Raw genomic sequence first — 16,617 nt, 5'->3', positions numbered from 1 at the left:
CATCATGGCAAAACTGTTATATTATTTTCCACTGGATAATTTAGTGAATAACGACATTGTTAATAATTACAAAACCCAGGTTCAGTCCGGTTTACAAAATAGTGCTTTAAATGTTGATTTTGATGAGTATAAAGGTTCTTATCTCAATTTTAAAGATAAAACCCAGTTAGAATTAACCTTTAAAAAAAGCATCGGTAAAGAAGGAACTTTAATTAATTTCTTTTTTAACTATCATAAAAAAAACAGCAGCGAGGCTCTTAATCTCATCACCATCGGAGATAAAATACTGAGCGTCATCAAATCTAATAACAGAAACGCTGTTTCTTTTAAAAATAACATCAGAATAAACGATGAAGACTTCAGAATCCGGGAAAACCACTGGTTTAATGCCTCCGTTTATTATAATTCTTCCGGAAATATAGAGCTCTATCTTACGGACGATAATTTCTTAGTGCTGAAAAAAGCTGTAATTTCATTTAACGATGCTGCAGAAGATCAGAACATCATTGTAGGAGGCAATAAAGACGGAGATCAGCTTCGCATTGCAGATCTGTCGGTATATCATGATGTTTCCAAAGATGAAATAGAAAACCTCGTCAATACATCTATCGGGAAACACCTTACCTTACTCTCAAAATCCACTTTAATTGATACTGTAAGCTTTACTCTCAGCAACAATTCCGTTTTTGATAAACTCGTTATAGAAAATGATCCGAAACCTTTATCCTTCGAACTTCTTCCGGGAGAGATGACGATAGAAAAACAGGACAACAGTGCGGCAAAACTTAAAGTGAAAAAAGGCTTTTTTCAATATTCTGCTGTACAAGCAAACAATACCGAAGAATCAGACGATCTGCACATTTCCTTTGGCTTTAAAAATCAGAACACTGAAAATACAAATTTAACCGCAGTATTGAATGACCTTTCCATCGTGAACCGCTTAGATCAGGAAAGAATCTTAGTGCAGCTTGAAATGTATAATATAACACTTACCAAAGATGAATTCTCTAAAACCTATACAAAATCTCAGCCTCTCATCATCGATAAAGTTTTTGAAATAATGGATATAAGAGGAGAAAACGAAAGCCCTTTTGAAGTATTTATTCTGGGCAACGATACGTTGTACAATGGCACAGCAAACGAAGCACAGACCATAAGACTGGCAATAAGCAACACCACCGAGCTGGATCTTAAGCTATCGGAAAACAGTGGTTTCAGGATTACAGGCAACTTTTTTACCATCCTTGAAAATGATGCAAAACAAACCAACAATACCAAATTGCTGGAACACCAGACCTTCACGACCATACCTGCAAAACCCAAATCTACAGACAACGACTTCCTGTGTTTTCAGAAAGAATACCTGCTGAAAAAAGGAACATCCATTATTATGGAAATATCGGGATTAAAAGCAAAACAATCTGCCCCTGCAAATCCGTCCGGTGCATATCCTTTCTATCTCGAATACAAAAATATTCCCGGCTACAGAAACGGAAAGATGAAATTCCACATCAAAACAGGCAAAATCTTTTACTCACTCTAAAGCATTAAAATCATGGCAGAAAATTTAAACATCAAAGACTTTAAAGCGAATGAAGCAGACATTGAAAAGCTTACTTCCGGAAAAGCAACCATTAATGCTTTGGATTCTCAGAATACAGTCATCAGTACTTTAACAGCAGATCTCATTAAGCTGAAAAACCAGATAGAATTACTTAATGAGGAGCTTAAAATTATGAAAGGATCAAAAGAACTGGTGAAGATCACTTCCGGCAGAACCGATGTCAACAACTCTTTATATACCAATAACGAACTGGTTTCTTTACCGGTAGGAGCCATCGTTGCATTTTACGGAACCACGCTTCCCGAAGGCTGGGCTTTTTGCGACGGCTTTAATAACACTCCGGATCTTAGAGGAAGCTTTATTCTCGGGAACTCCGGAATCGGCCAGAAAAACAGTCAGGTTTACAACAGGTCTAATACCATTACACTAAGCGAAAAAAATATTCCGCGGGTTTGGAGTACCGTTACCACAAAATATTATAAAGTAGAAGCCGGAACAGGCGGAAATAATTTTGATTTTTTAGGAACGAAAGCAACTTCCAGAAATCAGACTATTTACAGAGAAAACAGTTGGTGTACAGACGAAAATATAGCCACAGAATTTGCGATCGGTCATGAAACCCCAACTCCGGTGGAAGTCCCGAATCCACAGCACGTAAAATTAGCTTATATCATGAAAATAAGATAATGATTTTAAGAAAAAACTGAATCTTTATAATATGATCCGCGAAAACCATCAAACAGCTTTACATCATGGAAAAACCATCATTATCAAAAGCTGATATTCAGCTTGAGCTTGATGTCTCAATAAAAAAGATTGACTTTAAAATTACAGGAAACAGAACGAAAATGGATGATGACGTTTCCGTAACTTCTTTGGTTGGTCAGTTGCCGGATGTTTCAAAAAATATTTCCGGACTTCTGGAAGACGAAGGCGATGTAAAAGACATTATCATTCCTTTTGTACCGGAAAAACTTAATTTCGGGATCTATAAAATCGCAGACGATACAGAAAGCCTTACCGCTTTTCAACTGGAAGCAAAATATTCACACTTAAAGCTTAAAGGTGTATTTTCTAAAGAGTTTAAACTGTTTTCAGTAGCCATTAACCAAGCCATCAGTTTTTCAAAAATGCCTTTGGTGGGAGAGTATCTTAAAGAATATGCAATTTCAGATCTTGAACTTGTATATCTTTTGCAGAAGGAAAATTCATTAACGTCTGATCGGGAGAAATTAATCAGCCTTTCAAAGAAAAATTTCATCAGTCAGAAAATCTGGATAAACAATGATAAGTTGTTTCTCAACGCCGGATTCAATGCAGGATTGATTTTAAAAACAGGAAACGAAGAACAGAAAATTACCTTTCCCGGTTTTGATCTTAAAGGCATAAAAGTTCCTTCACTCCCGGCTTCAGATCCCGCAAAAAAACAAAATTCCGGGACTTCAGGAAATACTCAGCAGGAAAAAGAGAAACAGCATCCGTTGGTAAAAATTAACGAGATAAAACCCTCCATCGAAAAAAATCTCATACAGATTGCGGTATCTGCAGATTTCAATGTCGGGCCATTTGGTTTGCAGTTGGTCGGCTTGGGAATTAAAGTTCCTTTTACGGTTTTTCAGGACTTCAGTCTGGAAAAATTATGGAAGGAGCTTCAGTTTACTTTGCAGGGACTTGCTATAATCTATGATACCCCTTCACTTTCTATCGCAGGAGCATTTTTAAGAGAAAAACACGACGGAACGGAAGAATACAATGGTTTATTAACCTTCAGATTGGGTAAAATTGAAATAATAGCCATTGGATCTTACATCAAAACGCCAAACTATTCTTCATTATTCGCATTCGGATATTTGGGCATTCCCATACCTTTAGATCCTGCTTTTTACATCCACGGATTTGCTTTGGGATTTGGATTAAACCGAGACTTTGTAATGCCTCAGATTACCGAGATTCCGGATTTTCCCCTCATTAAAATCGTTCATCAGGGAGGTTTAAAACAGGGAGATTCCATTAAAAAGATTTTTGGAGATTTAAACCGTTATTTGCCTGTTCGCGAAAACAGTTATGTAATTATTGCAGGAATTAAATTTGATTCCTACAAAATGATTTTTACTACAGGAATACTTGCAGTAGCCTTCGGAAATAAAACGTCTTTACATCTTTTGGGCTTATCTACCATGAAGCTGGAGGGAGTTTATTATTTTGAATTCGCATTTTCCATGCGTGCAGATCTGGAAGAAGGAACCTTTCTCGCACAGGGACAACTAACGGAGAACAACTATATATTGTTGCCTCAACTGAAATTAACAGGCGGTTTTGCTTTAGGAATGTGGCTGAAAGGAGAAGCTGCAGGAGACTTCGTATTTACTCTGGGGGGTTATCATCCCAATTTTAAAGTTCCGGTTCACTATCCCAATAATACGCCGCGTTTAGGATTCAGCTTTAATCTGGGGCCTGTTAATTTTTACGGTAAAGCCTATTTTGCTTTAACGCCAAGCTGCATTATGGCAGGTCTTGCAGGAGGTTTGAATCTTATCCTGAACGGTCGCGTGGTGTATGCAGAAATAGGACTTCTCTTCAGTGCAGATTTCATTATTTCATGGAAGCCATTTTATTACAAAGCAGAAGTATATGTTCAGATCTATGCTAAAATAGTGGTGGATGTATGGCTTTTTAGCATCAATCAGACATTTAATCTAAGTGCCAAATTACAACTGGAAGGGCCGGATTTCAGAGGATTAGCGACTTTTAAAGTGGCGGGTTATGAACTGGAAGTTAAATTCGGCAACCATCAGAAGTCTATTAATACTGCATTAACCAGAGAAGAATTCATTGCCGGCTTTTTACCGGAACCTGCCAAAATTCTGGTCTGCAATATTGCATCAGGAATCATAAAAAAAATAAAGAGAAAGGACGGAACAGAATCTATTGTGGTTAATCCGAAAACCTTTGCGTTAGAAATCTTTTCCGAAATTCCGCTTACAGAAATCAATGGAGATCAACTGACTGCCGAAAGTGTAAAAAAGGAGAATATCTATCCTGTTTACAAAGATTCTGCTCCGTTAGACAGCAAACTCGGGTTATCGGTTACAGGAGCCGTTTCGCACTTTTCCTCCTTTCAGGTTGCTCCGGTGCTGAAATCGCTTCCCAAGTCCATTTGGAATCACACAAATACAATTCCGGATCAGGAAGAAATATTATCCGGCTCAAAATTGCTGAAAGAGATATGCAAAGGCATCCGTTTGGAGTTTTCTGAAACAGAATCCGGAATTAATCCTGTTACCACATCTTTATACGATACCTGTGCCAAAACCTATCGGGATGATTTTACATCACGGGAAGCAAAATACAATCAAAATTCTGCGCAGCCGGATAAAAGCATGATGACTGTTTTAGGAATTTTAAATGAAGAGGAAATCGACTATTCCGATCTGGAAAATACCACGGAAGTTTACAAATACAAAGGAAAATCTTTAGGAACCTATCAAATCGCTTAAAATGGCAGAAGAAAAAACAGGCATTGCTCCGTCGCATATCCCCACAGTAGGATCAGGAAAATACCAGATTAAGACTGATCTTCAGAATAATCTCACCACAGTTCAGCAACAGGAGATTGTTTTTTATGTAGAAGGTTACAACGCTGCTATTCCTCAGAATGAAATACTGGCAATGTATCCTCCCAATGAACATACAGGCGATTTTGCAGGAGCTTTTCCGCATGTACAGTTCAGGAGAAGTACTCTGCCTTGGGAATTTGACTGTCAATATAAAGGAAACAGAATTCCCTACATTTTTTTGGTTTTGCTGAAAGAAGAAGAACTGGCTTCCGGAGATTTTGAAATACTGGAAAGCGATACCAATCATCTTAATGATTCACTGGAAGACATTGCGGAACCCAAACCACTAAAAATTCTTAATCTTTTAAAAGGAAGCCGCGAAATTTTTCCGTCTGTGGATTTTGTTTCGCAGCTCGCGCACGTAAGAGTTCAGGAACATGAAGAACTGAAAAAGCTGAATCTTCCTGAAGAAACTTCCATTGTAATCTCTCACAGAAGGGTAGAACCGGATACCAAATATAAAGTATTCGTTTGTTATTATTCTGCTGAAGTAAACAATCAGGAAAAAGAAAAATATCAGTTAAATAATTTCAGCGGAGCAAATGAATATGAAAAGACAAAATCCTGCGTTGTTTTAGCAGAATGGTCTTTTGAAAGCATCAGTGCAGATCTTTATCAGATTAATATCAATAAGCTGAAAGAACATCCTGATTTCAATACGTTTAAGAAAGGCTTAGCCGACTCGGAAGTTTTAACTTTGGAAGAATTGAAAAAAGCAGCCAATCCTGAACTTGCCCGGTTAATATCCGAGAATGAAGCCTATTTAAAAGCACGTAAACAAGAATGGGAAAAACTGCCGGAACCAAAATCCGTCCGCGATTTTGAAGAAACTCAAAACAGGAAAAAAGAGCAGAATAATTACATCCTTGAATATTTAAGATACAACGGTAAAAACCTAAAAGGTTATCTGTATGAATTACAGCTTCAGCCTTTTAAAATGACCATGAATGTGGAGCATGAAGCGGTAAGAAAATTAATTGATCTTGCAAAAATTCCGCTGGAACACCAACTGAAAGCAGGAGGAAAAATCGTTTCATGGTATCAGGGACCTTTTACCAACTGGAATTATTCATTCGATCTTTATGGTTGGATACAGGAAAGAGGATGGACGGATGTTCCGGATCATCAGGATTATCTTAATCTTTTGAATGAAGATACGAAGATGTACGACATGACCTATTCTGCGGCATGGCAACTCGGAAGATTAATGATTATGAATGACAATAAGGTTCTTCAGGAGCTGAAAAAATGGAAGAACGATCTGGAAATACATCATCTGCTAAAGGAACAAAACCAATACAGTTATCTGCCTGCTTTAGTAACGCAGCCTCCCGCTGTTCCGGATTTGCTGCTGAATTATATTACGGGATTAATGCAGTTCAGAAATTTTCCTGTTTATTACCTTCTTCCTCATCCGGATCTGAGTACGGAGGAAAGCATTAAATATTTTAAAATTGACAATTCGTGGATTACCGCTTTTTTATTCGGAATTTTCAGTGCGGGTCCTCAGTTGCGCCTGACAGATTTTGAAGATTACATTATGCAGAATAACGTCCTGAAAAATGTATTTGATTATCATGCATCGTATTACGGAATTCTGCTGCATTCACAGACCATTAAAAACTGGCCGCATCTTGTGATCGAACTGAATGAAAGCAGCGATTTTCATTACATTACAACAATTAATGATACTTTGCGTCTGTATATAACCTATCGGAAGTTTTCTTATATTGATCTCTATCTTAAGCATGAAAACGCCCATTTCGGAAAAGAATATAACGCAGAAGAAAATCAGTTCATTGGTTTGAAAGATGACGGCGTACAACTGGCAAATGAATATCTGTACAGACAGCCCAAATTACGAATGTATCTTAACGTGAGTTCAGTGTAGGATTATAAACAGGAATGGGCATTCGTCAATTTTAATTAATAGAAGTAAACAGGCTTTAGCCAAAGTTAATGCTAAAGCCTGTTTTCAAAATACTGTTTTACTTTTAACTTCCTCTGTATGTGGAATATCCATAAGGAGAAAGCGTGATGGGAACATGATAATGATTTTTATCCTTAATTTCAAACACGACCTCAACAAAAGGATAAAAGCTTTCGGTATTGTCTTTTTTGAAATAATCTTTCGTGTAGTAGGTTAATTTGAAAATGCCCAGATTTTCTTTTTCTGCCGGAAGAAAATCCGGAATTCTGCCATTTGTATCTGTACTTTTCTCATCCACAAAAGACCATGTTTTCGATTGCTCATTGTATTTTTCCAGCTTAATTTTAACTCCCGGAGCAGGAATTCCTTTTGAAACATCCAGAATGTGAGTGGATAGCTGAAAATTATTTTTCTGTGCAGAAGCTCCTATCGACAAAAGAGCGAAAAGAACGCTAAAAATTAATGATTTCATTTTTCTATATTTTAAATTACTTCGATGTCTTGCAAAGTTAGACAGCCCAAAAATTAAAAACGTTGCTCTATGTCAACGTTTTTACAGTTTCGATTTTATTCTGCTTAATGTGGAAGGCGATATTCCCAGATAAGAAGCAACCATTCTGTTCGATACCCGAAGCAAAAGCTGCGGCTGATATTCGATCAGCCATTTTACTCTTTCCAAAGCATCAAAACCCTGAAATCCATAAATTCTCTTTTGGGCAATGATGAATCCGAGTTCCAGAATTTCGGTATAGATTTTGGCAAATTCGGGTAAAATTTCTACGAGATGATAAAAATCTTTCCTCGAAATACGGAGCAGTTCCGATTTTTCTATGGTCTGGAGATATTCCTGTGCCGGTTTCTGGTCGATAAAACTGGGCAAAGCGGTTGCAAAATTTCCTTCAAAAGCAAAATACCTTGAACTGTCTGTTCCGTCTTTGGTGGTTGTAAACAGACGGATGCATCCTTTGTTGATGAAGTAATACCATTTGCATACCTCATCATATTGGAGAAGTATTTCGTTTCGTTTTGTGTTCACCGGCTGAAAACAGGAAGTTATGATCTCTATCTTTTCAGAAGAGATTTCGCCTTTGCTCCGGATAAATTTTTCAAGAACTGAATACATGAATAGTATGCTTACGATGTCAATCTGATCGAAGAACGTTCAAACTAAATTTTAATTAAATCTACCACAAAAAAGTATGCTTTCATATACACTTTTCGAACTGATGTCAAAAATTAAGCCCAAAATAAAACAAAAAATTTGTTTAAACTAATTTCAGAATTAACCGCAAAAGGGATAAAAGATAATGTTAAAGCGAATTTCCAGAATAATCAAAGTACTCAAAAGAATAAAAATCAAAGATTTTTAAAAACTATTGTGTTCTTTTTCATTGATAATGATCAACTTTAAATAAAAAATTTAGTAGATCTTTTGTGACTTTTGCGGTTAAATAAAAGTTTAAACAGACTTAAAAGTAAAACTTCAAACTGGGAGTGTTATTTTTCTTTTCTTTCGTAAAAGTTCAGCTAGGCTAAAACAAGATTCAGCTCAAATCTTCACAGAGTTTAAAATTCATACTTTTTTTGTTGGCAGAATTTCTCGGCTTGATGTAAATTTGATTAATTTAACTGAAAATAAATTATGGCAAAGCTATTTCAGATTTTAAATGCAGTTGCTTTGGTGGCAACCATTGTGGTAAACTATCTTTCCAACACCGGAATTTTTAATAATGAAACGATGGCTACCATTTCAGCCAGATATCAGAACCTGTTCACTCCTGCAGGATATGCCTTTTCCATTTGGGGACTGATTTATCTCGGGCTTTTAGGTTTTGTTATATATTACGGCCCGTTTACGAAAAATACCGATACTAAAGAAAAGACTATTTTAAATATCGGTTGGTGGTTTACCGTTTCCTGTGTGGCAAACAGCCTTTGGATATTTACGTGGCTGTATGAATATACTTTTCTTACGATTCCGATTATGGTGGTTTTATTCATATCTCTGCTTAAAATTATAGGAAATAACTGTAGTATTTTAGAATCTAAAGATCTTAAGACAACAATTTTCCTTCGTCTGCCTTTTTATATTTATTCGGGCTGGATCTCGGTGGCTTTAATTGCCGATGTAGCAGCTTATCTTAAAAAAATACAGTGGTCAGGCTTTGGAATTTCAGAAACTGTGTGGACGGTGATCATGTTTGCCGTTGCAGCCATTATTCATTTGTATATGGTTTGGAAACAGAAGATGGGAGCTTTTGCTTTGGTGGCAGTCTGGGCATTAATTGCTATTGCGGTAGCCAATCAGCATGCCAACCAGACCGTTTATATTTCGGCAATCATCACAGCGATCGTTATTTTTGTGAATGTCTTTTTTCAGATGTTTAAAAAGAGAACTGCACTGTGATAATGAATTATTGTCTGTGAAATTTATGCTTTAAAATTTGATAATGTAATTGACAGACTTTCTCATACAGTTTTATAAGCGTAATATCATTTCTCTAAAAATCACTCAGCCTCAGCAGAATTAAATTCTGTTTTAAATACATTTTAATTAAAAATTTAAATCACAATACTTAATGTTAATTCATTTTACCAATCAGCAGATAGCCGAAACAGAAGAAAGGAAAAGAACGGCACTTGTTAATTCTTTAAGCGGCTTCAAAAGTCTTAATTTAATTGGAACCGCAAATAAGGATGGGCAAACCAATCTGGCTGTCTTTAATTCTGTAATGCACATTGGCGCGAATCCTCCTTTAATGGGATTTATTTCCCGCCCTGATTCCGTTGAGAGACATACGCTGGAAAATATACAGCAGACAGGTTATTACACCATTAATCATGTGAATAAAGATATTTTTGAAAAAGCACACCAGACATCGGCAAGATACAAGCGCGAACAGTCAGAATTTGAAGCTTCCGGACTAACTGCTGAATACAGAAATAATTTTTCAGCACCTTTTGTGAAAGAGTCGAATATACAAATGGGGTTAATCCTGAAAGAAATTGTTTCTGTAAAAAGCAACGGTACACACTTAATTGTCGGCGAAATTACAGACTTATATTTCCCTGAAGAGATCTGGGAAGAAACAGGAATCTTGGATATTGAAAAGGCAGGAACAGTTGCCGGTTCCTCTCTCGACGGCTATCACACAACCCAATTACTTAAAAGAATGAAATACGCGAAACCTTCGTAAGGTTATTTCGTACATAACATAAAACATAAAAAAAACGGTTAAATATGGCAAGGATATATCAGACAGCTTCATTAGGGGAAGCACAGGCAAGGGTTGCAGTCGTAAACAGCAGAGAAGAGGCAGATTTATTAGTTTGCAGAGTTCCCTCATGGGGTTTGGCTCATGGTGATGCTCGTTGGTATATCACACGAAACAAACAGGATGCTACCTGTGTTATTTCTTTAGTTTCTGAAGGAATGGCACAAGTTAAAATATGCTTTGTAGACAAATATGGTGAGGCTGGATGGCAGAAAGAAAGTCGGTATAAAAATAAGTTTGGCTGAAAAAAAAGACGTACATGATTTACCATGTACGTCTAAAGATAAACTGTATAAAAAAAATATTGTTAAAATATCCTATGCTCTCAAGAGCAATAACAACTTGGTTTAGTAATAATAACCGATATCATCCATGTATATCGTATTTGTATTTCCGGTGTTATTATTAAATACAACATTCATTGTAGAAGGTGCTGAAGATAACCCGAAAGACGCCCACGGAATTTCAAAATATTGATATTCTGTTCCTACACTTATAGATGGAGTAGTTCCCCAACCGTAATTTAAAATAAGACGTAATCCACTATTTATTGCAGAGGTAGATTTTATATAAAACCGAATTCCTTTTGCAGTGGACGGTATAGATGGACTGTTATCGATCTGGAATGCAGACCATGCTTTTACATCCCATTTTATTGCTTTTTCTCCCTGTTTAACGTTTGCGGGATCTGTATTGTATGCCGTATCATAAGTATCTCCTGCCCATGTAGCATTAGAAATACCGCCAAAGAAAGCATCATCATAAACAGAAGTACCTATCTGAGAGTTGTACGTAACAGTTCCTGATAAAGTAGTTACAGACACCTTTTTACCCTGCGATCCTGCGGGAAGAGTTGCAACAATGTGGGTAAGATCGTAAGAAACAATAGCTGCATCTGTATTGCCTACTTTTACTGTCGGATTAACGAAATAGTTCCCTTTAAGAGTAATATTGGTTCCGTCGGCAGCGTTGATGCTTTGGAATCCGTTAAAAATCGGAGACGGTGGAGCAATGACAAAATCATACTCAACAGTTCCGGTTGCGGTCACTAATTTTAATTTATTACTTCCGTTAACATAAGGGGTATTGATATTGATGGTAATAATGATCGCATTGTCTGTAACCAGATTAGGATTAAAGGTAGACTCATAATCATTAAAATAGATATGTCTGAGACTGGCAAAACCGGAACCTTTAATAACATAAGTATTAGACGGATAACCGATATGGGTGCTTACCAAAGGATCTACAGGCTTGTTGTTGGCATCTACCGATGCAGAAACCAGTTCGATAACAGGAGTTGTCCCCTTCATATCATCATCCTCGTTGTTACAGGACTGTACAGAAAGCAAACCGATGATAGGAATGAGCCATGCCAATAATTTCGTATAAAATATTTTATTTTTCATTTTCTGTAAATTTTAAAATTGATAATGTACCGGGCTATCCAAAAGCTTCGGATTTTTAGCCACATCATTTGCAGGATAAGGCAGGGTGAAGCTGCTGGAAGAAGGTGTAAAATATTCGGCAGTAAACATATTTCCACGGTTTTGAGCAGACATAATCGCAATGGCTTTACTGCGGTCAATCCTTCCGAGATCAAACCAGTAATCGCCTTCGAAAGCAAGCTCTCTTCTTCGTTCTTTAAACAAATCATCAAAAGTGAAAGAAGTAACATTCGACAGACCGGCTCTGTTTCTTACAGCATTGTAAACCTTTAAGGCATTGCCGTCTGAAGTAGAACTTCCACCTGCTAAAATCGCTTCGGCATCAATCAGCAGAAGCTCTGCAAATCTCATAATGTAGGTATTGTTGTTCATCATTGCCCAACTGTCTACAGGACCTGTGGAATTTCCATTTACAATTCCGATGCAATATTTTTTAATGGCTGCACCTGCACCCTGACCTCCGATCTGGTCTGCTGGCGGAACAGTGAAACCAGTCTGAAAATTCTGTCCGTTTTTAACTTTTATATCTGTGTACGTATATCCGGGAAACATAATCGTGTTTGCCCTTCTTACGTCATTGGTATCATATAACGTTAAAATATCCTGAGAAGGTGCAAAAACACCGCCGTAAGACGCATTGGAGGTAGAATATGTTCCGTTGCTGATCCCAAATTGTGTGTTGCAGTTATTGGCAGATCCATAATTAATGTCGCCTTTCCACTGCAATGCGAATATAGATTCTTCATTGTTGTTATTAGGATAAGTGAACAGATCCCCAAAAGATTTACTGGTAATAGAATATTGCGATGTTCCTCCTAATAATTTGAATTCTCCACTGTTAATCACCTCTTCAGCAAGTTGTCTTGCCATTGTATAATTTTTATTGTACAAATATACTTTTGCAAGAAAAGCTTTCGCAGAACCTTTAGAAACCTTCGCATTCGAAGAATAATCTCCGCCTCTTATTTTGGCAGGCAATAATTCTATCGCTTTAGAATAATCTCTGCGAATCAGCTCGTAAACATCGTCTGTGAAATTGGTGTTTACTTTAGGATTAGCTGCAACAGCTTCATTATCAATAATTATAGGAACGGGTCCCCATAATCTCACTAAATAAAAGTAAGCTGTGGCGCGGATAAAATAAGCTTCTCCTAAAGCCTGATTAATCACCGCCTGAGAAACTCCTGCACCGGCTCTTTTCTGTAAATTATTGATGAGATTATTAGCCTGTGCTACATTCGCCCATAACGACTGCCATCCATTGAACATTTCCGCATCGGAAGAGTTGATGGAAAAATTACGCATGGCATTCACATCCGAAGAATTGGTATACATATTTCCCGAACCTACTTCCGAAATGGCGTAGAAAAACTTATTATTGAACTGAAACCATGTTTTGTAGTACATTCCGTCTGTTGCTCCCTGTACCTGTTCGTTGTTCTGATAATAATTCTCCAGACTGATGGAGTCCTCGGAAGGACGGTCTGTAAATTCTCTGCTGCAAGAAGACAGAAGGCCAAGCCCCAAAAATGAAACGGCTAAACCTGTATGTTTAAAATATTGTAAAGCTTTCATAAATAATTAATTAAAAATCTAAATTAACTCCAAAATTAAATGTTCGGGGAGAAGGATATCTTCCGTTGTCAACTCCTGTCAGTAAGACATTTTGGTTGAATGATCCTATTTCAGGATCGTATCCGCTGTATTTTGTAATCGTAAACAGGTTCTGTGCGCTTACGTAGATTCTGAATCTTGTAAGTTTAAGCTGAGAAGCAAAAGTAGGGGAAACGGTGTATCCTAAAGTTACATTCTGTATTCTCAGGTAATCTCCTTTTTCCACAAAACGGTCAGAAATAAGAAGATTCGTACTGTTATTGTCTGCAACCGGTCTTGGCAAACTGGCATTTGGATTATCTGGTGTCCAGTAATCAAGCGCACCCACCAGTTGATTTTGATATAACTGGGAATTCATTGTACCGTTTCTTTTCGTAAGATTCAGAATGTCATTACCTACAGAACCCTGTACAAAAACAGAAAGATCCACATTTTTATATCTGAAAGTATTGGTAAATCCGAATGTGAAATCCGGGTGCGGATTTCCGATAATCGTCATATCAGACTCATTGATTTTACCATCTCCATTTACATCTACGTAACGAACGTCTCCCAGTTTCGGTGCAAATCCGAATTGAGTCGGTGCATTGTTAAGCTGGTCTGCCGTACGATAAAGATCATTGGTTTTATATCCCCAGAAAACGCCTACCGGTTCGCCGATTAAAGTATTGGTTGCCACCATTGGCAGATAACCGTTCAGGTTTACCTGAGTATTAATATCCGACAAACCGTCCGCAAGACTCAATAATTTGTTTCTGTATCTGGAAACAACAAGATTTGATGTCCAGTTGAATTTTTCCCCTTTTGTTTCGTAAGAAATATTAAGATCAATACCTCTGTTCACCATAGAACCGATGTTCGAGTACATGGCATCAATACCTCCGTAATAATTTGCTCCTCCGGTTACGTAACTAGGAAGTGGCGCCTGAAAAAGGAAATCTTTCGATTTTTTATTATACCAGTCTAAGGCTATATTAAGTCTCTTCAGTAAAGTAAGATCTACCCCGATGTTCGTCTGCTGCATAGATTCCCACTTCAGGTTTTTGTTAGAAAGATTACCTACAAGGTTGTAAATAGTAAGCAGGGAAGTATATCTGTTATTCGGAATATTCTGGTTTCCTGTTTCTCCGTAACCACCACGGAATCTGATGTTACTGATGATGTTTGAAGGAATCCATTCCATGAATTTTTCTTTTGTTACTCTCCAAGAAGCAGAAACTGCCGGAAAATACCCCAACTGTTTTTTGCCGTTATCCGCTTCAGGATCAAACTTCGAAGAACGGTCTGCTCTTATGGAAGCAGTAAGGCTGTATCTTCCGTCGAAATCATAAATAATTCTTCCGAAAAGTGAAGAAAGAGAATTGCTTCCTTGGAATGAAGTTGTTGTAACATCGTCCGCAAGATTTAATCCGTAAACATCGTTCGATTTAAATCCCTGTCCTATGGAGCTGAATCCTTTATAATGTACATCCTGTGCTTCCTGACCCGCAAGTATCGTAAATTTATTCTTCCCTAAAGAAAAATCGTACGTTAATAAATTTTTAAAGTTTACAGAATACCAGTCCTGATTTCTCACATACAAATCTGCGATCAGATTAAATTGAGAACCTCTGTCGTAAGAAGGATGAAATTCTGTGTTCTCAGAAAACTCCGTATTCGCAGATAGTTCCATTCTGTATTTCAGTCCTTTCGTAATTTTAGCTTCAGCATAAAGGTTTCCAAGGAAATTTTTACGGATTAATTTATTCGTATTGGTAAGAGCTTCGGCAACAGGATTGAAATAATTAACATTTTGTCCAGCAGGAGGAGAAGCGTAGCTTCCGTCGAAATTATAAATTGGCATATCCGGAGCCTGTAAAAGCGTATTGGAGATAAGCCCGTTATAACTTTGGTTTACCGTAAAGTTTTCATTACTTACCCCGCCTGTAATATTCGTACCCACTTTCAGCCAGTTATTTACCTGAGAATCTACATTCGTACGGAACGTATATCTTTTGAGTCCGGTATTGATAATATTACCTTCCTGGTTAAGATAGTTTGCCGAAATATAAAATGTGGTATTATCTTTTCCTCCGGAAAATGAAAGCTGATGGCTTTGAGAAAAAGCAGTCTTGTAAATCGCTTTTTGCCAGTTTGTCCCGTTACCCAGCAATTCAGGATGAGCAAACTCAGGTCTTGGCTGAAGATTAAACAGATCAGACAATTGATTCTGATATCTTGCGTACTGCTGAAGATTCATCACATCCAGATATTTATAAATACTGGAAACCGATGTATACCCTTCATAACTTATCTTTCCCGCTCCTTTTTTGCCCGATTTCGTAGTAATGATAATAACACCGTTTGCTCCTCTCGAACCATAGATTGCCGTTGCAGAAGCATCTTTAAGTACATCTATCGATTCTATATCATTAGGGTTAAGAAAGGTAAGCGGAGAAACTGCAGCGTTTCCCGAACCTCCCGTAGCAGAAGTATCGTTACCTGCAATCGGTCTTCCCGTAGTAGAACTGTTGGTTGCATCTCCGGAAATGGGGACACCATCAATAATATACAATGGTTCGTTACTGGAACTGATGGAAGTCGTTCCGCGCACTCGTACAGAAGCAGCCGCTCCCGGCTGTCCGTTACCGTTCGTTACGGAAACTCCCGCAACTTTTCCCTGAAGCATCTGGTCTACGGAAACCTGCTTCAGATCCTGAATATCCTTAGATTTAATAGAAGATACGGCAGAGTTTATATTCGTTTTTTTCTGAGCGCCATAACCTATCATTACAACTTCATCAATTTTTGTCTCTTTTAGAGTATCGCTCTTTGTTTTTTGAGCATGCACCCAACTTACAGGAAGAAAGGCTAATGCAAAAAATAAGGCGGCTTTATTCTGTAGAACCGGGCTTAGTAAGGGGGTGTTTATTTTTCTCATAATTGCTACGGAAAAGAAATTAATGTTTAGTTTGAATTAACATTTTGTTCACATTGATGACAAAGCTAAATTTTGAAGCTAATTGCGATTAATGTTATTTTGTCATAATTCAGTATTATTTTACCTGTTGTTATACTAAATGCCCTGTTTGTTTATTTTAATTAATTGATTTTCAGTTTTTTATTTTGTTTTTAATAAACATGATGTTATGGTTTTTTATAGTCATATTTAGGTGTTTTTTCTACATTA

General features: G+C 37.3%; 12 protein-coding genes. 7 read left to right on the top strand and 5 right to left on the bottom strand.

Features of this window, described 5'->3' with window-relative positions; translation table 11 throughout:
• Positions 1–4 precede the first annotated feature (4 nt).
• The 4 genes from QWT87_RS12985 to QWT87_RS12970 all read left to right on the top strand — a co-directional run bounded on the left by QWT87_RS12985 (position 5) and on the right by QWT87_RS12970 (position 7,072).
• On the top strand, positions 5–1,543 hold the full coding sequence (locus QWT87_RS12985) for a hypothetical protein (RefSeq protein ID WP_302716436.1): 1,539 nt from the start codon (positions 5–7) through the stop codon (positions 1,541–1,543).
• A gap of 12 nt (positions 1,544–1,555) precedes the next feature.
• On the top strand, positions 1,556–2,251 hold the full coding sequence (locus tag QWT87_RS12980; protein ID WP_076395908.1) for a phage tail protein: 696 nt from the start codon (positions 1,556–1,558) through the stop codon (positions 2,249–2,251).
• 65 nt (positions 2,252–2,316) lie between these two features.
• Positions 2,317–5,061 carry a DUF6603 domain-containing protein gene (locus QWT87_RS12975; RefSeq protein ID WP_302716435.1) on the top strand — a complete coding sequence of 915 codons (2,745 nt, stop codon included), beginning with the start codon at positions 2,317–2,319 and terminating at the stop codon, positions 5,059–5,061.
• A 1-nt stretch (position 5,062) separates the two neighbouring features.
• Positions 5,063–7,072 carry a hypothetical protein gene (locus QWT87_RS12970; RefSeq protein ID WP_302716434.1) on the top strand — a complete coding sequence of 670 codons (2,010 nt, stop codon included), beginning with the start codon at positions 5,063–5,065 and terminating at the stop codon, positions 7,070–7,072.
• A 103-nt stretch (positions 7,073–7,175) separates the two neighbouring features.
• On the opposite strand, the gene uraH is transcribed toward QWT87_RS12970, so the two are convergent.
• Together uraH and QWT87_RS12960 are read right to left on the bottom strand one after the other, a co-directional pair.
• Complete coding sequence (gene uraH, locus QWT87_RS12965) at positions 7,176–7,583, bottom strand: hydroxyisourate hydrolase (protein ID WP_302716433.1); 408 nt, start codon at positions 7,581–7,583, stop codon at positions 7,176–7,178.
• 81 nt (positions 7,584–7,664) lie between these two features.
• A complete protein-coding gene (locus tag QWT87_RS12960) occupies positions 7,665–8,234 on the bottom strand; it encodes a Crp/Fnr family transcriptional regulator (RefSeq protein WP_302716432.1) in 570 nt (189 codons plus the stop codon).
• Positions 8,235–8,753: 519 nt separating this feature from the next.
• Between QWT87_RS12960 and QWT87_RS12955 the strand changes: the two genes are divergently transcribed.
• The 3 genes from QWT87_RS12955 to QWT87_RS12945 all read left to right on the top strand — a co-directional run bounded on the left by QWT87_RS12955 (position 8,754) and on the right by QWT87_RS12945 (position 10,631).
• Entirely contained in the window at positions 8,754–9,518 is a 765-nt protein-coding gene (locus QWT87_RS12955) for a tryptophan-rich sensory protein (protein WP_302716431.1), read from the top strand.
• 172 nt (positions 9,519–9,690) lie between these two features.
• Positions 9,691–10,308, top strand: a complete 618-nt coding sequence (locus QWT87_RS12950; RefSeq protein ID WP_302716430.1) for a flavin reductase family protein — start codon at positions 9,691–9,693, stop codon at positions 10,306–10,308.
• 44 nt (positions 10,309–10,352) lie between these two features.
• Positions 10,353–10,631 carry a DUF6150 family protein gene (locus tag QWT87_RS12945; RefSeq protein ID WP_302716429.1) on the top strand — a complete coding sequence of 93 codons (279 nt, stop codon included), beginning with the start codon at positions 10,353–10,355 and terminating at the stop codon, positions 10,629–10,631.
• Positions 10,632–10,733: 102 nt separating this feature from the next.
• Here QWT87_RS12945 and QWT87_RS12940 read toward each other — a convergent pair whose 3' ends face one another.
• Genes QWT87_RS12940 through QWT87_RS12930 form a run of 3 tightly spaced genes read right to left on the bottom strand, consistent with a single transcriptional unit; the run spans position 10,734 to position 16,368 of the window.
• Positions 10,734–11,795, bottom strand: coding sequence for an IPT/TIG domain-containing protein (locus tag QWT87_RS12940; RefSeq protein WP_302716428.1), 1,062 nt, complete (start codon positions 11,793–11,795; stop codon positions 10,734–10,736).
• A gap of 12 nt (positions 11,796–11,807) precedes the next feature.
• Positions 11,808–13,409 carry a RagB/SusD family nutrient uptake outer membrane protein gene (locus tag QWT87_RS12935; RefSeq protein WP_302716427.1) on the bottom strand — a complete coding sequence of 534 codons (1,602 nt, stop codon included), beginning with the start codon at positions 13,407–13,409 and terminating at the stop codon, positions 11,808–11,810.
• Between the two features lie 10 nt (positions 13,410–13,419).
• A complete protein-coding gene (locus QWT87_RS12930; protein ID WP_302716426.1) occupies positions 13,420–16,368 on the bottom strand; it encodes a SusC/RagA family TonB-linked outer membrane protein in 2,949 nt (982 codons plus the stop codon).
• Positions 16,369–16,617: the final 249 nt, after the last annotated feature.

It is taken from the genome of Chryseobacterium urinae, assembly GCF_030518295.1.
Classification (GTDB): Bacteria; Bacteroidota; Bacteroidia; order Flavobacteriales; family Weeksellaceae; genus Chryseobacterium; species Chryseobacterium mucoviscidosis.
Note: the sequence above shows the minus strand (reverse complement) of the source record. Positions and strands in the feature narration are given on the sequence as shown.